The following is a 17,888-nucleotide window of genomic DNA, read 5'->3' on the forward strand; positions in this document are numbered from 1 at the left end:
TCTGTCACTTTGGAGGACGCGATGAAATTTGCACTGACTTTGGCGGCCAGCCTGGCTGCAACTTCGGCCTTGGCCGACACACCCGTACTGACGGTCTATGCGGGCGATTACTTTACCTCGGAATGGGGCCCCGGCCCGATCATCGAGACCGAATTCGAAAAGGTCTGCGAATGCGATCTGGAATGGTCGACGGGCGATCTGGTGCCCCGCCTGCTGCTGGAGGGCGAGCGGACAAAGGCGGATGTGGTGATCGGCCTCACCTCGGACGTGACCGCCAAGGCACGCGCGACCGGCTTGTTTGCGCCCCATGGGCAAGACAACAGCGCGCTGACGCTGCCCATCGACTGGACCGACGACACCTTCCTGCCCTTCAACTACGGGCACACGGCGTTCATCTATAACGAAACGACGATGGACAGCCCGCCCGCCAGCTTCGACGCCCTGCTGGACCTGCCCGATGACGTCAAGATTGTCATTCAGGATCCGCGCACCTCGATCTCTGGCCTCGCGCTCGTTCTGTGGGTACAGGCCGTTTACGGCGACAAGTCGGCCGAGGTGTGGGAAGCGCTGTCGGACAACATCCTGACCGTGACCAAGGATTGGTCTGCCTCTTACGGTCTGTTCACGGATGGTGAGGCCGACATGGTCCTCAGCTACACCACCTCGCCCGCCTACCACATGTTTGCCGAAGAGGATTTCACCAAGAAAGCCGCGATCTTCCCCGAGGGGCACTATTTCATGGTCGAAACCGTGGGCAAGATTGCAGGCACCGATCAGCCCGAGCTGGCGGATCAATTCCTGGCCTATGTGATGTCGCGTGACTTCCAGACCATCATCCCGACCGCCAACTGGTCGCTGCCCTCGGCGCTGCCGCAGGCCGACTGGCCCGAAGGCTGGTCGCAACTGCCCCTGCCCGAGAAGGTGCTGTTCTATTCCGAAACCGAAGCGGCAGATTTGCAAGCAAGCGCGATCGAGACATGGCGCGCAGCGCTGTCCAAGTAAGCCCCTGGCCGGGCATCGCCGCGACAGGGGTTCTTGTCGCGGCGATATTGGCCGCCTTCGTGGCGATTGGTTTGCGGGTCGAGCCGGGCACTGGTCTGCGCGTGGCCGAGTGGCAGGCCATTCGGTTCACACTGTTTCAGGCATTCCTCTCTGCCCTTTTCTCGGTTGTTCTGGCTGTACCCGTGGCGCGCGCATTGGCCCGGCGCAAGGTTCCGGGACATGCGCTGCTGGTCACCTTGCTGGGTGCCCCATTTATCCTGCCCGTCATCGTTGCTGTGCTGGGCATCCTCGCGATCTTCGGGCGTAGCGGCTGGGTCAATCTGGCGCTAGACGCAGCGGGGTTGCCGGAGGTGTCGATCTACGGCGCGCATGGCGTGATCCTCGCGCATGTCTTCTTTAACATGCCACTGGCGACGCGGCTGATCCTGCAAGGCTGGCAGGCCATCCCGGCAGAGCAGTTTCGGCTGGTGGGCCAGTTGGGCCTGGCGCCGGGTGCCGTGTTTCGCACGCTGGAATGGCCGGTGCTGCGGCAGGTGGTACCGGGGGCGTTCGCCCTGATCCTTGTCATTTGCCTGACCAGTTTTGCCGTGGCGCTGACGTTGGGGGGCGGGCCCCGTGCCACGACCATTGAGCTCGCGATCTATCAGGCCTTCCGCTTTGATTTCGATCTGGGGCGCGCGGCGGTGCTGAGCCTCTTGCAACTGGCTGTTGCGGGTGTCGCGGCGGTGATTGCGCTGTGGATATTGCCACCTTTGGTGTTGCAAAGCGGACGTGACCGCGTGCAGCGGCGGTGGGACCGCACGGGGCGGCTGCCGCGTTTGCTCGACGGGTTCTGGATCATTGCGGCGACCCTGTTCCTGCTGTTGCCGTTGCTGAGCGTGGTTCTGTCAGGGCTTGCGGGGCTGGTGCAATTGCCCGCCTCGATCTGGCCCGCGACATTGACGTCGATCTGGGTGGCCGTGGTCAGTGCCGCCCTGTTGATGGCGATGGCCCTGCCCATTGCCGCCTGGCTGGCGCAGGCACGCTGGGGCGGGGCGGAAACGCTGACGCTGCTTGGCCTTGTCGCCTCGCCGCTGATGATCGGCACCGGGTGGTTCATCCTGATCTTTCCCTGGGCTTCGCCTGTCGCCTTTGCCCTGCCGGTCACGGCCTTTGTCAACGCGATGATGGCGCTGCCCTTTGCGGTGCGTATCCTGTTGCCCGCAACGCGGCAGGTGTTCACCGACTACGGGCGGTTGAGCGCCGGGCTGGGCCTGCGCGGCTGGCCGTTTTGGCGCATCGTGTTGCTGCCGCGCCTGCGCCCGCAGATGGGCTTTGCCGCCGGGTTGGCAGCGGCCTTGTCCGTGGGGGATTTGGGCGTGATCACCCTGTTTGCCGACCCCGAGGTCGCGACCCTGCCCTTGCAGATGTACCGGCTGATGGGCAGCTATCGGACCGAGGCAGCGGCGGGCGCGGCGCTGCTGTTGCTGGCGCTGGCCTTCGGGATGTTCTGGATATGCGACATGTGGGGGCGGCGGCATGCTGAAGGTTGAGGGGCTGATCGTGCAGCAGGGCGATTTTGCCCTGTCCGCGGATTTCGAGGTCGAGGCAGGCCAGCGCGTGGCCGTCATCGGCCCCTCGGGCGCGGGCAAGTCCACGCTACTGGGCGCTTTGGGCGGTTATGTGCCCTGCATGGGGCGCGTTCTGCTGGACGGTGTGGATGTCAGCGACGCGGCCCCGGATCAGCGGGGCATCGCGATGTTGTTTCAGGACGGCAATCTGTTTCCGCATCTGACTTTGGCGCAGAATGTGGGCCTGGGCCTGCGGCCCGTCCTGCGCTTGCGCCCCGAGGAGCGGGAGAGGGTGATGGCCGCATTGGCCCGCGTGGGACTGGCCGATTTTGCGGATCGAAAGCCGGGGGATGTGTCGGGCGGTCAACAAAGCCGTGCGGCGCTGGCGCGGGTGCTGGTGCAGGACAAGCCGTTGTTGTTGCTGGATGAACCCTTTGCCGCGCTGGGGCCTGCCTTGCGCGCCGAGATGCTGGACCTGACCTCGGACGTGGCGCGCGACACCGGCGCGACGGTGCTGATGATTACCCATGCGCCCGAGGATGCCGAGCGGGCCGCCGATCAGGTGATCTTTGTCGATGCGGGCCGGGTCGAGACACCCCGGGCGGTGGCCGACATCATGGCCAACCCGCCCGAAGCGTTGCGCGCCTATCTAGGCCGCTGAGCGCAGGGACGTGCGGGCATCGAGAATGCCAAGCGCCGCCTGCGCCGCCTCGCGCCCCTTGGTCACGAAGTGGTCGGCGTAGATCGACATGTGATGCGCGGTCTCTTGAAAATGATGCGGCGTCAGCGACACCGACAGCACCGGCACACCGGTCTTGAGGCCGACCTGCATCAACCCATCCACCACGGCGGCGGCGACAAAGTCATGGCGGTAGATACCCCCGTCCACGACAAGAGCCGCGCAGGCAATGGCGTCATAACGCCCTGTTTCGGCGAGGGTCTGGGCCATCAGCGGCATCTCGAATGCGCCAGGCACGTCATAGGTGTCGACCTGTGCAGGCAGGATCAGTTCGGTGAACCCCTGATAGGCACGATCGACGATATCCGCGTGCCAGCGGGCTTTTACGAATGCGAAGCGGGTGTGTGTCATGGCAAATCTCCTTTAGGTTCAGACACGTCACCCAAGGCGATTGCGCACAGCACCAGACGCCATCGCTGGCGCGGCCCTGCGCGTTCTCTTTCATCCGGACTGTGACCGTCGGCTCAGGCCTCTCACCTGATCTGCTGGACCCTCGCCGAAACGAGGCGCTCGCGGGCTCGTGGATCGGTTCCACATACCGCCGGTGGGGAATTCCGCCCCGCCCTGAGAACGCGCACAGGTTGCCAAGGCCCGCGCGCAGAGGCAAGAGGGACGCAGCGTAGTGAAAGGTTTTTCTGTTCCATGCATCCGAACCCGATTTTCCATACCGAGTCAGCCGAGCGGAACCTGGCCTTTGTCCGTGAACGCGCGTTTGGCGTTTTGGCCGTGAATGGTGCGGACGGGCCGGTGATGGCGCATATCCCCTTCCTGATTGATGAGGACGGCGCAGAACTGCATCTGCATCTTGTCCGCTCCAACCCGATTGCCCGCGCGCTGAAAGAGCCGATGCAGGCCCGGATCGCAGTGAGCGGGGCCGACGGATACATATCGCCCGACTGGTATGGCGTGCCCGATCAGGTGCCCACCTGGAACTATGTGGCCGTGCACATCACCGGCGTTCTCGAACTGCGCCCACAGGATGAGATGCGTGATTTGCTGGACCGGCAGTCCAAGCATTTCGAAGATCAGTTGGTGCCCAAGCCGCCATGGGTGACCGACAAGATGACGCCGGAGGTGCTGGAAAAGATGATGCGCCAGATCGTGCCCTGCCGAATGCGGATCGAGGGTGTCGATGGCACCTGGAAGCTGAACCAGAACAAGCCCGACGCGGTGCGCCTGCAAGCCGCCGATCACGTGGATGCCTACGGGATGGGGATCGAGACGCGCCTGCTTGCTGCCCTGATGTGCGGGGCCTAGGCTGCGCCCGAACCTTCACGGAGAATCGTCATGAAGCTGCTTCACTCACCCGCCTCCCCCTTTGTGCGCAAGGTTGTTGTTTTACTTCATGAATTGGAGAAGACAGATGCAGTCGAGCTGATCACAATCACTACCAATGCCTTTGACTCACATGCCGGTCTGAAGGCGGCAAACCCGCTCGGCAAGATACCGGCCTTGCAGCGGGATGACGGCATTACCCTCTATGACAGTCGGGTGATCACGGCCTTTCTGGATGATCTGTGGGCAGGTGGGCTCTATCCAGCCAGTAGCGGGCGCTGGGAGACGTTGACGCTGGAGGCGACGGGCGACGGGATCATGGATTGTGCCGTGTCGATGGCCTACGAGGTGCGCTTGCGCGACGCATCCCAGCAATCACCCGAATGGGTCGAGGCGCAATGGGCCAAGATCGAGCGGACCCTGGACGCATTGAACGCACGCTGGATGAGCCATCTGACCGGACCTGTGGGCATGGGCCACATCTCGGTCGCCTGTGCGCTGGGTTATCTGGATCTGCGCCATGACGCCCGGGGCTGGCGGAGTGGCCGCGGGGCCTTGGCCACGTGGCACGAAACTTTTGCCGCACGCCCATCGATGCAGGCCACAACGCCCTGAGCACCCCTCGCTTGGCGCCCCATTTCGCGGCCCGCGCCGAAAACACGGGGTAATGTCACAGGAACAAGAGGAAAAGGGCTGCCACATGCGTACACTTTCCATGCACCGGCTATGCCGCATTTGCGTGGTTCACGCATCGAATGGTCGTTGAGTCTTATCAACGGGTTAATCAGGCCCCGCCTTACAAGCCCCTGCGACCACGTGTGCCAGTTTGCGTGCTGGACGTGAGGGCATCACCCCGCTAGATAGCCAGCTAGAAGTGGCTGTGCCTTTGGTGCCGCCCGTTTTGATATTGGCCCCATCGGGGTCGTTGGAAACTGGAGTAGTCCCCCGTGTCCCACGCAGAAGAAGACCACGACGGCACCCGGCGCGATTTCCTGTACTACGCCACCGGTGGCGCTGGTGCGGTTGTCGCGGGTGCCGCTGTTTGGCCACTGGTCAACCAGATGAACCCATCCGCCGACGTTCTGGCCCTGGCGTCGATCCGTGTCGATGTCAGCACGCTTGAGCCGGGCACGCAGATGACCGTGAAGTGGCTGGGCAAGCCCGTGTTCATCCGTCGCCGTACGGAAGAAGAAATTCAGGCCGCGCGCGACGTGTCGCTGTCCGACCTGCCCGACCAGGGTGCCGAGAACGCCAATGCCCCCAACGGCGCGGACGCCTCGGACGAAAACCGCACGCTGGACGAAGCGGGCGAGTGGCTGGTGATGATGGGCGTGTGTACGCACCTGGGCTGTGTGCCGTTGGGTGATGCGGGTGACTTTGGCGGCTGGTTCTGCCCCTGCCACGGCTCGCACTACGACACTGCTGGCCGTATCCGTCGCGGGCCTGCACCGACAAACCTGCCGGTGCCTGTCGCTGAATTCGTGGACGAAACCACGATCCAACTCGGTTAAGGGAGAGAACGAACCATGGGTGGAATTCCTCACGACCATTACGAACCAAAGGCGGCCTGGGAAAAGGGCCTAGCCAAGCGGTTGCCGATTGTTGGCCTGCTCTATGACACGCTGATGATCCCCACGCCCAAGAACCTCAACTGGATGTGGATCTGGGGCATCGTGCTGACCTTCTGTCTGGCGCTGCAAATCATCACCGGCATCGTGCTGGTCATGCATTACACGCCGCATGTCGACTACGCCTTTGCGTCGGTCGAACACATCATGCGCAACGTGAATGGCGGCCACATGCTGCGTTACCTGCACATGAACGGCGCCTCGCTGTTCTTTGTTGCGGTCTATGCCCACATCTTCCGTGGTCTCTACTATGGGTCCTACAAGGCCCCGCGCGAGATCACGTGGATCATCGGCATGCTGATCTACTTGCTGATGATGGGCACCGCCTTCATGGGCTACGTTCTGCCCTGGGGCCAGATGTCCTTCTGGGGTGCGACCGTGATCACCGGCCTGTTTGGTGCGATCCCCTTCGTGGGTGAGGCGCTGCAAACATGGCTGCTGGGCGGGCCTGCCGTGGACAATGCCACGCTGAACCGCTTCTTCTCGCTGCACTACCTCTTGCCCTTCGTGATTGCGGGCCTCGTGATCGTGCATATCTGGGCCTTCCACACCACGGGCAACAACAACCCGACCGGTGTCGAAGTGCGCCGTGGCAGCAAGGAAGAGGCCGAGAAAGACACCCTGCCCTTCTGGCCCTATTTCGTGATCAAGGACCTGTTTGCGCTGGCCGTGATCCTGGTGGTGTTCTTTGCCATCGTGGGCTTCATGCCGAACTATCTGGGCCACCCCGATAACTACATCGAGGCGAACCCGCTGGCGACGCCGGCGCACATCGTGCCGGAATGGTACTTCCTGCCCTTCTACGCGATCCTGCGTGCCTTTACCGCGGACGTCTGGGTGGTGATCATTGCCGAGACGCTGACAGGCGGCATCATTGACGCCAAGTTCTTTGGTGTGATGGCGATGTTCGGTGCGATTGCCGTGATGGCGCTGGCCCCATGGCTCGACACATCGTCGGTCCGGTCCGGTCGCTATCGCCCGATGCTGAAATGGTGGTTCTGGCTGCTGGTCGTCGACTTCTTTGCCCTGATGTGGCTGGGTGCGATGCCTGCGGAAGAGCCCTATGCGACCCTGTCGCTGATCGCCTCGGCCTACTGGTTTGCCTACTTCCTGGTGATTCTGCCCCTCTTGGGCGTGATCGAGAAACCGGAAACGCCGCCAGCGACCATCGAAGAAGACTTTGCCGCACATGTTGGTGGTGGTGATGCGGGCGCGGCCCCATCGTCGCAACCTGCGGAATAAGGAGAGACTGCAAATGTTCAAGAAACTTGCAGCAAGCGCGGTGGCGGCAGTGATGCTGACCACCGGCGCCTTCGCCGCTGGCGAGGCAACCGGTCATGTGGAAAACATCGACTTTTCCTTTGACGGCCCGTTCGGGTCCTATGACCAGAACCAGTTGCAGCGTGGCTTGCAGGTCTACACCGAGATCTGCGCAGCTTGCCACGGCTTGCAATATGTGCCGATCCGCACCCTGGGCGACGAAGGTGGCCCGGACCTGCCCGAAGATCAGGTACGTGCCTATGCCGAGTTCTACGAAGTGTTCGACCCCGAGCTGGATGATTTCCGCACGGCGACCGAAAACGATCACTTCCCCGGCAGCAACCTGGAAAACGCGCCCGACCTGACCATGATGGCCAAGGCGCGTGCGGGATTCCACGGCCCCTATGGTCTTGGCATCAACCAGTTGATGAAAGGCATGGGCGGACCCGAGTACATCACGGCCCTTTTGCTGGGATACACGGGCGAAGAGAAAGAGGAGGCCGGTGCGGTTCTCTACGAAAACACCATCTTCCCCGGTGGCTGGATCGCCATGGCGCCCCCGCTTTACGGCGAGGACGTGGAGTATGCAGATGGCCACGCCAACGACCTGCATCACATCGCCGAGGATGTCTCGGCCTTCCTGATGTGGACGGCCGAGCCCAAGCTGGTGGCACGCAAGCAGGCTGGCTTTGTCGGCGTTGTGTTCCTGACCATCCTGTCGGTGCTGCTGTACCTGACCAACAAGCGCCTCTGGGCGCCGGTCAAGGCCCGCTACAAGAAGAAGTAACAGACCTTTCGGTTTGAACGAAAAGCCCCGCCTTGGCGGGGTTTTTTTTGGGCCCGTCGCCCCTTGCCCCGGCAGTCTCAGCAAGTCACACTCGCGTGCAGTGTTGCGAGGAGCCTGCCATGAGCGTCATTTCCAAAGTATTGATCGGCGTGATCGCCCTGGCCCATATCTATTTCTGCTATATCGAGATGTTCGCCTGGGAGAGCCGGGGGCCCGACGTCTTTACCTTTATGGACCCTGAACTGTTCCCGCCCACGGCGGGGATGGCGGCGAACCAGGGCCTCTACAATCTGTTCCTTGCCGGGGGCTTGATCTGGGCTTTGCTGATCCGCACACAGGACTGGCAGCGCAATGTCGCTATGTACTTCCTATTCTGCGTGCTGGCGGCGGGCCTCTATGGCGCGCTCATCCTGCCGACGACGTTGTACGTACAGGCCATCCCGGCGGCTTTGGCCCTTGCCAGCCTGTTTGCGTTTCGCAAGGCCTAGGCAGCGACCAGCTGGCCGTTCCTGATCCCTGAAATCTGGGCTGTGACAATCTGGCCTTCGGGTTGGGCGCTGTCGAACTGCACCTCGGCAAATTGCGCCGTGCGGCCCATGGTCGGGCTTTCCATCAGCACCTGATGGGTGCGGCCCATTTGCGCCTGCTGGTGGCGCGTGACGGCCTCTGCCCCTGCGGCGCGCAGCCGCGCGGCCCGTTCCTTGATCGCCGCGCCATTGACTTGTGGCATTCGCGCGGCGGGCGTGCCTGCGCGGGGCGAGTAGGGAAAGACGTGGAGCCAGGTCAGATCGCACTCCTCGACCAGCTTCAGCGCGTTTTCGAAATGCGCCTCGGTCTCGGTTGGGAAGCCTGCGATGATGTCAGCCCCAAAGGTCATGTCGGGCCGCAGCCGCCGCGCCTCTTGCGCGAACTGGATGGCATCGTCGCGCAGGTGCCGACGCTTCATCCGTTTGAGGATCATGTCGTCGCCGTGCTGCAGGGACAGGTGCAGATGCGGCATCAGCCGAGGCTCTGTCGCGATGGCCTGCATCAGCACCCCGTCCACCTCGATCGAGTCGATGGAGCTGATCCGCAAACGCGGCAAGTCAGGCACCAGCTTGAGGATGCGCAACACCAGATCGCCAAGGCGCGGTTCGGACGGCAGATCGGCGCCCCATGAGGTGAGGTCAACGCCGGTCAGCACCACTTCGTTAAAGCCGCGATCCACAAGCCGTTTGATCTGGTCCACCACGACGCCTGCCGGGACCGACCGGGAATTGCCGCGCCCGTAAGGGATTATGCAGAAGGTGCAGCGGTGATCACACCCGTTCTGGACCTGCACATAGGCCCGTGACCGCGTGCCAAAGCCGTCAATCAGGTGGCCTGCCGTTTCGGTGACAGACATGATGTCATCGACCTGCACAGGCTCGGTGCCGAAGTCGCCAGCCAGGGCGGCCCACGTGCCAGCTTGCATCTTTTCGGTGTTGCCGATGACCACATCGACCTCGTCCATATTGGCAAAGGTGTCCGGTTCGGTCTGTGCCGCACAACCCGTCACGATCAGCTTGGCATCCGGGTGGGTCCTGCGCAGCTTGCGGATGTCCTGGCGCGCCTTGCGCACCGCCTCTGCCGTCACGGCGCAGGTGTTCACGACAACCGCGTTTTCGATGCCCGCACCGCTTGCCAGCTCTTCCATCGCCTTGGTCTCATAGGCGTTCAGGCGGCAGCCGTGATTGGAGAAGACAGGCGCGCTCATAAGCTGTCGAGAAAATCTTGCGTCAGCACACCGTCAAAGACATGCGCGGTGGGCCCGGACATCCAGACACCATCGTCGCGCCAGTCGATATGCAGCGTGCCGCCGTCGAGGTCGATCTGGGCCTTGCGCCCGGTCAACCCCTTGCGGTGTGCGGCCACAGCCGTGGCGCAAGAAGACGAACCAGAGGCCAGCGTGATCCCGGTGCCGCGTTCCCAGACCCGCATCCGAATGTGATCGGGGCCGATGATTTGCGCGAACTGGACATTGGTACGTTCGGGATAGAGCGGATGATGTTCAATTTGCGGGCCGATCCGGGCCAGGTCGATGGCGTCCACATCCTCCACAAAGAAGGTGCAGTGCGGGTTGCCCATGCCGGTGGCGACCGGGGCACCATCGATGGGCAGCGCCAGCGTGTCGACGTCTTGCGCCAGGGGGATGTCCTGCCAATCCGTCTGTGGTTGACCCATGTTTACGGCAGTGACGCCCGCCGCGTCGCGCACAGCGGTCAAGCCGCCACGCCCCGTCACCGTGATGGCGAGCTTATCGGCCCCGGTCAGGCCCATCTCCCGCGCTGCGATACAGCGGGTGGCATTGCCGCAGGCCGACGAATGCGAACCGTCAGCATTGTAGAAGGTGATCGTCAGATCGTCGCCGTCCGAGATCACGGCCAACTGGTCAAATCCCACGCCACGGTGGCGGTCCGCCAAGCCCTGCACCAGAGGCACATCCAGAGCCACCGGCTGCGCGCGCGCATCCACAACAACGAAATCGTTGCCAAGCCCATGCATCTTCATGAAGGGCCAACGGGTGGGTCGGTTCTGTTGCATCCGGCGCATATAACGCCCGGGTTTTGAGGAATCCAGTATGTCGCAGAAAAACATCTCAGAATCGGCTTGACCCTATCGCCCGCCCTTTCTAGATAGGCCGCCTAGTGGGCCGTTAGCTCAGTTGGTAGAGCAACTGACTTTTAATCAGTGGGTCGCAGGTTCGAACCCTGCACGGCTCACCACTAAACCCCGTCTGACGGATGACACCTGATCGTTCCTTTGCGACGGTTTTCCTTCCTTTTTTGGCTAGACTTCCGACAGCCAGATTGCCGTCAACCTCAAGGGCACATTCAACACCCTGCGCGAAAAGGAACTCAGCACCGCATCGAAACGCGCAACGCGCGCAAGCCTGCCGATGCAAAAAAATACACCGCCAGAGACAGCGTTAATCTACGGACCTTATAGATGGATGGCGCGGAAGTGGTAAATGGCATGGCGCCCCGGTCTGGACATCATGTCGATCATCGGGACGTCCTGGGCCGTCAGCTGACAAACTCCGAGCCCCGCGCTTGGGCCGCCGCTCGGTCCAGCAAAAACCGTGTGCCGAGCATCCCCACAACGAGTGCGGCCACAAAGATAATCACACGACTGTCGAGTGTCCCCAAAGCGGGAAGCGCGCCACCGGGGCAGAACCCGGCGATCCCCCAACCGACACCAAAGATACCTGCCCCTGCCAGCAACCTTGTATCGAGCGTCCGTTTTTGTGGGATATCGAATGTTGGTTCAAACACCGGGGCAGATCTGCGGAGCACAAGGCGATAGCCGATCCAGGTGGTGACAACTGCGCCCCCCATGACAAATGCCAGACTTGGATCCCATGTGCCGAAGACGTCAAAGAAGTTTATGACTTTGGCGGGGTTTGCCATGCCGGACAGTGCGATCCCGGTGCCGAACAACACGCCGACTAAAAAAGTATAGAACGTGCGCATCGCTTACGCTCCCCAGATGTGCCTCAAGGCGTAGACGGTCAGCCCTGTTGTCAGCATGAATGTTCCGGTCGCAGCGAAGGACCGCGGGGACAGCCGCGCCATCCCACACACACCGTGCCCGGATGTGCAGCCACTACCAAGCGTGACACCGACCCCGACAAGCAATCCGCCGACGATAAGGAGCGGCATTGATGCAGGCACAACTATGGTGGGCAATTGGCCTGCAAACACGAAAAACACCCAAGGGCCGACCAGCATCCCGCAAAGCAGAGCAGCGCGCCACGTCCAGTCATAGAGGCTCGCAGGCAGAAGTGCGCCTGCCAGAATGCCCGTCGCCCCCATGATGCGACCGCGTAACGCCATCAGACTGACGGCCGCGAGGCCGATCAGAACGCCGCCCGCAAGGGATGCAAGAGGTGTAAACTCAGTGACCATGGATCAGAGCTTGCATGTCGACAGGCCCAGCGCGCGGTACAGCGGGCAAAAACGGAACAGAGCCGTCAGTACCAACACAAGACCGACGGCCATGCTGCCATAGGCAAAACCTGCGCTGGACCAGATCGCCGGCATGTTCACAAGCGGCATGACAATCAGCAGCACCCCAAGCAGAACACGGATCAAGCGATCGACGTTTCCCAAATTGGCAATCATCGTATTTCCTTTCATAAGTTCAGGATCAGCTTGCCAGAGCATTTTGGAACAGTCGGTGACTAAGTCACACGCCAACTCAAACTTCAGGGTGAGTGGGCGAGACGCTCTATGGCTCCGATATCACGCAGCTCGATCTCTCCCCTGTTCAGAACCAGCCACCCGCGACGCTCGAATTCCTTCAACTGCCGGGAAATCACTTCGCGGGCAGTGCCGAGTTCGACAGCAAGCTGCTGATGGGTAAAGTGCAGGGTGCTGGCCGCGTCTTTCAACTCGAGCAGCTTTTGCGCAACGCGAATGTCCATCCGTTTGAACGCGATTTCCTCGATCACCAGGAACAGGTCAGTGATACGCTTTGAATATGCCTCGAACACAAAGGCACGGAATTCCTTCGAACGCCCCATCATCTCGTCAAAGGCATCGCGCGGGATCATGACCGCTTCTATATCCGTCTCGGCAACGCCTTCTGCCGAATAGTCTTCGAAGGCAAGCAGGCAGGCCGTTGTCAGTACACAGCTTTCGCCTGCGTGGACGCGGTAAAGGACAATCTCGCGCCCGGCTTCGGACAGCTGCTGAACCCGCACAGTGCCCGAGATCAGCAACAGAAGGTTCTCTGCAGGTTTGCCCGGCCCAAAGATGACGGTGCCTTGCTGGAAGTCTGCGATCTGCGCGCGTTTGTCCAACAGACTGTCAACAGTCGGGGACAACCCGGACAGACCGGGAAAACTTTCTCTCCAAGAAGGGTGTTTCAGCATCGTTCTTTTCCTGTGCTTTGTCTTACTACCCCTGCCCGGCACGCCCGCGTTGATTTTGATCAACCTGCCCTGCCAACACAACGCGTAAACAGATGTTGGATGAGAGAGGTTTCCATGGGAAAGGCCACGTCAGGCACAGGCATCGTCTGCTACTCTCGTTCCGGGCATTCAGAACGATTGGCCAAACGCCTGGCCGTCGACCTGGGTGGTGAGCTTTTGGAACTGCGCGCCCCTGCATATGACCCCCCATTTATTGGATATGCGCGTGCGGCATACGACAGTCTGCGACAACGCGACATGCCGGTGTCCGGGCCCATGCCATCCGTGGCGGGATTTGCGCGGATCGTTTTGTGCGGTCCCGTCTGGACCTCCTATCCCGCCGTGCCGTTGCGCACTTTCTTGCGCGGACGTTCTCAGCAGCCCGAGCCGATTGCGCTATTCTTGACAAGTGGTGGTCATTCCCCTGCACACAAAGCCTTTGCCTCAGCCGCAGGTGACCTCAATCGACCCCTTGCAGCCACGTCTATCTTGCCCAACGCCGCCGAAGGCACAGACAAGGAAGATCGCAGTATCGCAGCCTTTCTTGTCGATTTGGAACGCGCAGCGCCCTTGTCCGACGTGGATTGTGGTCACTCGACACTGCCCGTCTGATGGCTTGCTTCGCCCCAGGCAGTGCTCATGCCCATCATGTTGCCCAGACCCGCCTTGTGGAAACGGGCAAAAGCACTGATTGCAGGATGAATGGTCATGCAGGTCCGGGTACCAACAGGCCGGACGTCAAGAGATCGACGTGGTTCTCGACAAGGCGCTGCATGTCCAAGGGTGCAATCTCCTCGAAGGTCAGCCTCCAGATCGCGGCCATGATGATGGGCGCCATGATCAGTTTCGGATCGTAATCCAGCGCCTCCGGGCGGACCTCTCCGCGCGCGACACCATCTGCGAGCAACCTGGACATGGTGTCCTGTGCGACCGTCAAAATCGTATCGTGATAAAACTGCGTAAGCTCTGGAAACTGGCGCCCTTCGGCGATCAAAACCCGCAGCAACACGATCGTATCCTTGTCCACAAGCCGCGCGTACATCTTGCCGAGCATGTGTGACAGGACGTCCGCAAAGGGCTGATCGGCAGCTGCGCCAGACGGTCGTGCATCCGTCACAACATTCCCGACGCGCACGCGAAACGCCTCCTTGATCAGCGCCTCCTTGTCTTCGAAGTAAAGGTACACGGTGGACCTCGCGATCCGAGCCCGCGCTGCAATCGAACCGATCGTTGTCGCTGAGTATCCCTTGATCCCGAATTCCTGCACGGCGGCATCAATGATGTCTGTCGGGCGCATGTCCTTGCGCCGTCTGCGCTTGGTTTGTGTCATTTTGTGTCTCGTGTTGAAACGCCAATCACTAATGACATATGTGTCATTAGTACTCTCAAGGATGAGAAATGGCCAATCCTGATCGATCCCAATCTGCTGATCTACCACTCACGGATAATGGGCTTGAGGCGCCAGCACCAGAAGGCATCAAGCAGACACAGCCACGCAGGCCAGTGCTTGGATTGGTGCCGCTGGTGCTGGCATCGATGTTTGTGGGTGGCGTTATCGGCCTGTATTTCCAGCCTCCTGCCTTGCGGGCGTTCTTTGAAACCACGGGGCTGACACCGGGCGCGGGGACGGACACACCCATTGCCGTCGCTCTTGCCAAAGTCAGCACACAGGAAGAGGTCGCGGTCGTCAGCGAAGGGGATATCGTGGCTTTGGGGCGCATCTTGCCCGCTGGCGATGTGATCCGGATCGCGACGCCATTCGGCGCCAGCGACGCCCGCATACACGCGCTGACCGTGGCAGTGGGAGACACTGTCGCGCAAGGGGACCTGTTGGCAATTCTCGACAATCGGCCTGATCTGGAAAGCGGCGTTGAAATTGCCGCCGCCACGGTCAAGGTCCGTGAGGCGACCCTGATGCAGTCCCGAGAAACAGTCCGCGCCAGCCGCGAGGAAGCGGCCGCCAATCTGGAGCGGGCCGAGGTGACCGCGAAACAGGCGCAAACAGAACTGGCCCGGGCCACATCGCTGTTGGATCGCGGCGTCACCACCCGCGCCGACTTTGACGAGGTTGTTGCGCGCGCCACCGAGGCGGCCCGCGACGTGGAACGAAATCGCGCCACTCTGTCCCGATACAACACGCTGTCCGGGTCAGTGCAGGCCGACATCGCCGTGGCCGAAGCGAACCTGGAAGCAGCCCGCGTCGATCTGCGCCGTGCCGAAAGAGACCTAGAGCGCAGTGTGGTCCGCGCGCCACAAAATGGCACCGTTCTGGACATCAATGTGCAGGTCGGAGAACGCCCGGACACGGACGGCATCCTGAATCTGGGCAACATCGGGCAAATGACGGTCGAGGCGGAAGTCTACCAGACCCTGATCGGGCGTGTGTCCATTGGTGATCCGGTTACCGTGACAGCCGCAGCCCTCGATGGTGTGCTGAACGGCACCGTGCAGGCCATTGGGCTGGAAATCGGTCGCCAGTCGATCACCTCGGACGACCCGGCGGCCAATACGGATGCACGGGTGGTAGACGTGATTGTCAAGCTCGACCCGGACTCTTCGGACAGGGCCAAACGCTATACCAACCTTGAAACCATCGTGCGCATTGATACGGCGCGATCCGAATGAGCAGGCTGTTGCAGCGACTGTTCGGGCGCCTGCCAATCGGGTGGTTGCAGCTGTCACACAGCAAGACCCGGTTTGCAGCGGCGCTGGCGGGCGTCGCCTTTGCGACGCTCTTGGTGTTCATGCAGTTGGGTATGCTGGGCGCCCTCAACAGTTCCACCATAGCGCCCTACAGTTTTTTTGAAGCGGACATCATAATTTCATCTGAAGACGCCAACACCCTCACCGACGGCAGCAACGTCGCGCGCAGCCGCCTGTTTCAGGCGTTGGGCGTGGCCGGGGTCGCATCCGGCACGCCCCTTTACATCGGCAATCTCGACTTTCAATTGGATGGGGGCAGCACGGCGAGCTTGCAGACATATGCGCTCGGCGGCCAAGGGCGGGCCTTTGTCAGCCCTGAAATCGCGAACCAGTTCAACCGCTTGATCCCTGAAAACACCGCACTGATCGACACGGCGACGCGCGGCGTTCCCGCAAGCGCGTTTGACGAGTTGCGCGCGGGTCAGCCCTTTTGGTTCGAGATCAACGGCAAGACCCTGACAGCCGTGGGGACGTTGGCCGTGGGCGGCGGGTTCAGCGCGGACGGCACCCTGTTTGTGTCCGATCAGACATTTCTGCGGTTCTTTAGTGGGCGCAGCAGCGGCGCGCCCAATCACATCCTGCTCAACGTGGCGGATGGCGCGGAACCCCGCGACGTTGTTGCCCGCCTGCGTGCGATTTTGCCTGTAGAGTCGGTCAAGGTGCAAACGCTTGAAGAGGCAGCCAATGCCGATCTAGCCTATCAGACGACAGAGCGTCCCACAGGCATCATCTTTGGCTTTGGCGTGTTGATCGGGATCATTGTCGGCATCGTGATCGTCTACCAGGTGTTGTCGACAGACGTGGCGGATCACCTCAGTGAATATGCCACGTTCAAGGCGATGGGGTATGGGCAGTCGTTTTTCCTCGGGATCGTGTTCGAAGAGGCGATTGTATTGGCCGTCTTCGGTTTCATTCCCGGCTTGCTCACGTCCGTGCTGCTGTACATGGGGATGAGCGCGGCCACCGGGCTTCCCGTGGAAATGGGCTTTGACCGGATCCTTGCTGTTTTTGTCGGGACGCTGGTCGCTTGCTGTATATCAGGTGCGATTGCCACACGGCGGCTGGCAGGCGCGGATCCGGCGGATCTGTTCTGATGACGGATACATCCCCCATCATCACCTCTGGCCTCGACCACTTTTTCGGCACAGGCGAGGCGCGCAAACAAGCCATCTGGGATGTAAACCTCGAGATAGCACCGGGCAAGCTCACCGTTTTGATGGGACCATCCGGATCCGGCAAGACCACGCTTCTGACGCTGATGGGATGCTTGCGCGACGTCAAGGACGGCAGTGTCAAACTGCTGGGCACCGAACTCAACGGGGCGCCCGAAACACAGCTGGTCGCCTTGCGGCGCAAACTCGGCTTCATATTCCAGGCGCACAATCTGCACGAAAGCCTGACGGCAACGCAGAATGTCATGATGGGGCTGCAAGTGCACGGGCGCGGCGACCCGGTCAAACAACGCGCTGCGGCACATCACATACTGGGTTTGGTTGGCCTGGCCGATCGCCGTGACTACCTGCCCGGCAACCTGTCTGGTGGGCAAAAACAACGGGTCGCGATTGCGCGGGCGTTGGTTTCAAATCCCGAGGTCGTGTTTGCCGATGAGCCCACGGCAGCGCTGGACAAGGTGTCGGGGCGCACCATCGTGGAAATGCTCAAGGCGCTTGGCATTCAACGCAAGACAACCACTGTCATGGTGACGCATGACAACCGCATCCTCGAGATGGCTGACCGCATCATAACGCTGGAAGAAGGCCGGGTGGTCAAAGATGTCCTTCAACCTGTCCCACCCTTGCACCTTGTCGAATTGAACGAGAGCTGAGCCGTTGGTCAGTTTGAACAGCCACATACGGATGCCGGACCGCCGCAGACTGGTCTGTCCGGCACCAGCGCGCTCGCTCACGGCCTGCGCCTTCGATCCCAGAGCACGCCTTTTTCAGCGACACATGCGGCGGCTCTTTTCAGACGGCAACGCGCACGGCGTCATTCGGGGAAATCCACGCTCAAA

Annotated in this window: 20 protein-coding genes, 1 tRNA gene and 1 riboswitch; of the genes, 13 read left to right on the plus strand and 8 right to left on the minus strand. The window is 61.4% G+C overall.

Features of this window, described 5'->3' with window-relative positions; genetic code table 11:
- Nucleotides 1-21: 21 nt before the first annotated feature.
- Genes ACMHLQ_RS10695 through ACMHLQ_RS10705 form a run of 3 tightly spaced genes read left to right on the plus strand, consistent with a single transcriptional unit; the run spans nucleotide 22 to nucleotide 3,213 of the window.
- Nucleotides 22-1,002 (plus strand): thiamine ABC transporter substrate-binding protein, encoded by a 981-nt coding sequence (locus ACMHLQ_RS10695; RefSeq protein ID WP_415404768.1) that lies wholly within the window; start codon nucleotides 22-24, stop codon nucleotides 1,000-1,002.
- Entirely contained in the window at nucleotides 978-2,534 is a 1,557-nt protein-coding gene (locus ACMHLQ_RS10700) for a thiamine/thiamine pyrophosphate ABC transporter permease ThiP (RefSeq protein ID WP_415404769.1), read from the plus strand. Before ACMHLQ_RS10695 ends, ACMHLQ_RS10700 begins: the two co-directional genes overlap by 25 nt.
- Complete coding sequence (locus ACMHLQ_RS10705) at nucleotides 2,521-3,213, plus strand: ATP-binding cassette domain-containing protein (RefSeq protein ID WP_415404770.1); 693 nt, start codon at nucleotides 2,521-2,523, stop codon at nucleotides 3,211-3,213. The genes ACMHLQ_RS10700 and ACMHLQ_RS10705 overlap by 14 nt, the downstream gene beginning before the upstream one ends.
- Here ACMHLQ_RS10705 and ACMHLQ_RS10710 read toward each other — a convergent pair.
- On the minus strand, nucleotides 3,202-3,642 hold the full coding sequence (locus tag ACMHLQ_RS10710; RefSeq protein WP_415404772.1) for a 6,7-dimethyl-8-ribityllumazine synthase: 441 nt from the start codon (nucleotides 3,640-3,642) through the stop codon (nucleotides 3,202-3,204). The two genes, ACMHLQ_RS10705 and ACMHLQ_RS10710, sit on opposite strands and share 12 nt — an antisense overlap.
- A gap of 78 nt (nucleotides 3,643-3,720) precedes the next feature.
- Nucleotides 3,721-3,867: riboswitch (FMN riboswitch) on the minus strand.
- A 66-nt stretch (nucleotides 3,868-3,933) separates the two neighbouring features.
- Here ACMHLQ_RS10710 and ACMHLQ_RS10715 point away from each other — a divergent pair.
- From ACMHLQ_RS10715 to ACMHLQ_RS10740, 6 genes are all read left to right on the plus strand, one after another.
- Nucleotides 3,934-4,548: an FMN-binding negative transcriptional regulator gene (locus tag ACMHLQ_RS10715; protein WP_415404773.1), complete on the plus strand. Its 615-nt coding sequence runs from the start codon at nucleotides 3,934-3,936 to the stop codon at nucleotides 4,546-4,548.
- Between the two features lie 30 nt (nucleotides 4,549-4,578).
- Nucleotides 4,579-5,181 carry a glutathione S-transferase gene (locus ACMHLQ_RS10720; RefSeq protein WP_415404774.1) on the plus strand — a complete coding sequence of 201 codons (603 nt, stop codon included), beginning with the start codon at nucleotides 4,579-4,581 and terminating at the stop codon, nucleotides 5,179-5,181.
- 332 nt (nucleotides 5,182-5,513) lie between these two features.
- On the plus strand, nucleotides 5,514-6,077 hold the full coding sequence (petA, locus tag ACMHLQ_RS10725; RefSeq protein WP_415404775.1) for a ubiquinol-cytochrome c reductase iron-sulfur subunit: 564 nt from the start codon (nucleotides 5,514-5,516) through the stop codon (nucleotides 6,075-6,077).
- Nucleotides 6,078-6,092: 15 nt separating this feature from the next.
- On the plus strand, nucleotides 6,093-7,436 hold the full coding sequence (gene petB / locus ACMHLQ_RS10730; protein WP_415404776.1) for a cytochrome b: 1,344 nt from the start codon (nucleotides 6,093-6,095) through the stop codon (nucleotides 7,434-7,436).
- Nucleotides 7,437-7,449: 13 nt separating this feature from the next.
- Nucleotides 7,450-8,241 (plus strand): cytochrome c1, encoded by a 792-nt coding sequence (locus ACMHLQ_RS10735; protein ID WP_415404777.1) that lies wholly within the window; start codon nucleotides 7,450-7,452, stop codon nucleotides 8,239-8,241.
- A 119-nt stretch (nucleotides 8,242-8,360) separates the two neighbouring features.
- A complete protein-coding gene (locus tag ACMHLQ_RS10740; protein ID WP_415404778.1) occupies nucleotides 8,361-8,729 on the plus strand; it encodes a DUF1304 domain-containing protein in 369 nt (122 codons plus the stop codon).
- Here the strand turns inward: ACMHLQ_RS10740 and mtaB are convergent.
- Both mtaB and dapF read right to left on the minus strand, forming a co-directional pair.
- Nucleotides 8,726-9,976, minus strand: a complete 1,251-nt coding sequence (gene mtaB, locus ACMHLQ_RS10745) for a tRNA (N(6)-L-threonylcarbamoyladenosine(37)-C(2))-methylthiotransferase MtaB (protein WP_415404779.1) — start codon at nucleotides 9,974-9,976, stop codon at nucleotides 8,726-8,728. The two genes, ACMHLQ_RS10740 and mtaB, sit on opposite strands and share 4 nt — an antisense overlap.
- The gene (dapF, locus tag ACMHLQ_RS10750) at nucleotides 9,973-10,812 is read right to left on the minus strand and encodes a diaminopimelate epimerase (protein WP_415404780.1); all 840 of its coding nucleotides are present in this window, start codon (nucleotides 10,810-10,812) and stop codon (nucleotides 9,973-9,975) included. The genes mtaB and dapF overlap by 4 nt, the downstream gene beginning before the upstream one ends.
- 97 nt (nucleotides 10,813-10,909) lie before the next feature.
- Between dapF and ACMHLQ_RS10755 the strand changes: the two genes are divergently transcribed.
- Nucleotides 10,910-10,985: transfer RNA gene (locus ACMHLQ_RS10755), tRNA-Lys, on the plus strand.
- Between the two features lie 300 nt (nucleotides 10,986-11,285).
- Here ACMHLQ_RS10755 and ACMHLQ_RS10760 read toward each other — a convergent pair.
- From ACMHLQ_RS10760 to ACMHLQ_RS10780, 5 genes are all read right to left on the minus strand, one after another.
- Nucleotides 11,286-11,732: a DUF6691 family protein gene (locus tag ACMHLQ_RS10760; RefSeq protein WP_415404781.1), complete on the minus strand. Its 447-nt coding sequence runs from the start codon at nucleotides 11,730-11,732 to the stop codon at nucleotides 11,286-11,288.
- A gap of 3 nt (nucleotides 11,733-11,735) precedes the next feature.
- Nucleotides 11,736-12,167, minus strand: a complete 432-nt coding sequence (locus tag ACMHLQ_RS10765) for a YeeE/YedE family protein (RefSeq protein WP_415404782.1) — start codon at nucleotides 12,165-12,167, stop codon at nucleotides 11,736-11,738.
- Between the two features lie 3 nt (nucleotides 12,168-12,170).
- Nucleotides 12,171-12,398, minus strand: a complete 228-nt coding sequence (locus ACMHLQ_RS10770; protein ID WP_415404783.1) for a DUF2892 domain-containing protein — start codon at nucleotides 12,396-12,398, stop codon at nucleotides 12,171-12,173.
- A 68-nt stretch (nucleotides 12,399-12,466) separates the two neighbouring features.
- Nucleotides 12,467-13,063, minus strand: a complete 597-nt coding sequence (locus ACMHLQ_RS10775; protein ID WP_415404784.1) for a Crp/Fnr family transcriptional regulator — start codon at nucleotides 13,061-13,063, stop codon at nucleotides 12,467-12,469.
- 817 nt (nucleotides 13,064-13,880) lie between these two features.
- A complete protein-coding gene (locus tag ACMHLQ_RS10780; RefSeq protein ID WP_415404785.1) occupies nucleotides 13,881-14,504 on the minus strand; it encodes a TetR/AcrR family transcriptional regulator in 624 nt (207 codons plus the stop codon).
- A gap of 68 nt (nucleotides 14,505-14,572) precedes the next feature.
- Between ACMHLQ_RS10780 and ACMHLQ_RS10785 the strand changes: the two genes are divergently transcribed.
- From ACMHLQ_RS10785 to ACMHLQ_RS10795, 3 genes are read left to right on the plus strand one after another with little or no spacing between them, the layout of a single operon-like run.
- Entirely contained in the window at nucleotides 14,573-15,799 is a 1,227-nt protein-coding gene (locus ACMHLQ_RS10785) for an HlyD family efflux transporter periplasmic adaptor subunit (RefSeq protein ID WP_415404786.1), read from the plus strand.
- On the plus strand, nucleotides 15,796-16,971 hold the full coding sequence (gene devC / locus ACMHLQ_RS10790) for an ABC transporter permease DevC (RefSeq protein WP_415404787.1): 1,176 nt from the start codon (nucleotides 15,796-15,798) through the stop codon (nucleotides 16,969-16,971). Before ACMHLQ_RS10785 ends, devC begins: the two co-directional genes overlap by 4 nt.
- Nucleotides 16,971-17,702: an ATP-binding cassette domain-containing protein gene (locus ACMHLQ_RS10795; protein WP_415404789.1), complete on the plus strand. Its 732-nt coding sequence runs from the start codon at nucleotides 16,971-16,973 to the stop codon at nucleotides 17,700-17,702. Before devC ends, ACMHLQ_RS10795 begins: the two co-directional genes overlap by 1 nt.
- Nucleotides 17,703-17,888 lie beyond the last annotated feature (186 nt).

The sequence above is a fragment of the Tateyamaria algicola genome (assembly GCF_047715485.1).
Lineage (GTDB): Bacteria > Pseudomonadota > Alphaproteobacteria > Rhodobacterales > Rhodobacteraceae > Tateyamaria.

Coding starts and splice junctions, on each gene's coding strand:
- ACMHLQ_RS10765 (WP_415404782.1), bottom strand. CDS start 12,167: ATGGTCACTGAGTTTACACCTCTTGCATCCCTTGCGGGCGGCGTTCTG.
- dapF (WP_415404780.1), bottom strand. CDS start 10,812: ATGCGCCGGATGCAACAGAACCGACCCACCCGTTGGCCCTTCATGAAG.
- ACMHLQ_RS10770 (WP_415404783.1), bottom strand. CDS start 12,398: ATGAAAGGAAATACGATGATTGCCAATTTGGGAAACGTCGATCGCTTG.
- mtaB (WP_415404779.1), bottom strand. CDS start 9,976: ATGAGCGCGCCTGTCTTCTCCAATCACGGCTGCCGCCTGAACGCCTAT.
- ACMHLQ_RS10705 (WP_415404770.1), top strand. CDS start 2,521: ATGCTGAAGGTTGAGGGGCTGATCGTGCAGCAGGGCGATTTTGCCCTG.
- petB (WP_415404776.1), top strand. CDS start 6,093: ATGGGTGGAATTCCTCACGACCATTACGAACCAAAGGCGGCCTGGGAA.
- ACMHLQ_RS10785 (WP_415404786.1), top strand. CDS start 14,573: ATGGCCAATCCTGATCGATCCCAATCTGCTGATCTACCACTCACGGAT.
- ACMHLQ_RS10710 (WP_415404772.1), bottom strand. CDS start 3,642: ATGACACACACCCGCTTCGCATTCGTAAAAGCCCGCTGGCACGCGGAT.
- ACMHLQ_RS10795 (WP_415404789.1), top strand. CDS start 16,971: ATGACGGATACATCCCCCATCATCACCTCTGGCCTCGACCACTTTTTC.
- ACMHLQ_RS10760 (WP_415404781.1), bottom strand. CDS start 11,732: ATGCGCACGTTCTATACTTTTTTAGTCGGCGTGTTGTTCGGCACCGGG.
- ACMHLQ_RS10735 (WP_415404777.1), top strand. CDS start 7,450: ATGTTCAAGAAACTTGCAGCAAGCGCGGTGGCGGCAGTGATGCTGACC.
- ACMHLQ_RS10695 (WP_415404768.1), top strand. CDS start 22: ATGAAATTTGCACTGACTTTGGCGGCCAGCCTGGCTGCAACTTCGGCC.
- ACMHLQ_RS10715 (WP_415404773.1), top strand. CDS start 3,934: ATGCATCCGAACCCGATTTTCCATACCGAGTCAGCCGAGCGGAACCTG.
- devC (WP_415404787.1), top strand. CDS start 15,796: ATGAGCAGGCTGTTGCAGCGACTGTTCGGGCGCCTGCCAATCGGGTGG.
- ACMHLQ_RS10720 (WP_415404774.1), top strand. CDS start 4,579: ATGAAGCTGCTTCACTCACCCGCCTCCCCCTTTGTGCGCAAGGTTGTT.
- ACMHLQ_RS10740 (WP_415404778.1), top strand. CDS start 8,361: ATGAGCGTCATTTCCAAAGTATTGATCGGCGTGATCGCCCTGGCCCAT.
- ACMHLQ_RS10700 (WP_415404769.1), top strand. CDS start 978: ATGGCGCGCAGCGCTGTCCAAGTAAGCCCCTGGCCGGGCATCGCCGCG.
- ACMHLQ_RS10780 (WP_415404785.1), bottom strand. CDS start 14,504: ATGACACAAACCAAGCGCAGACGGCGCAAGGACATGCGCCCGACAGAC.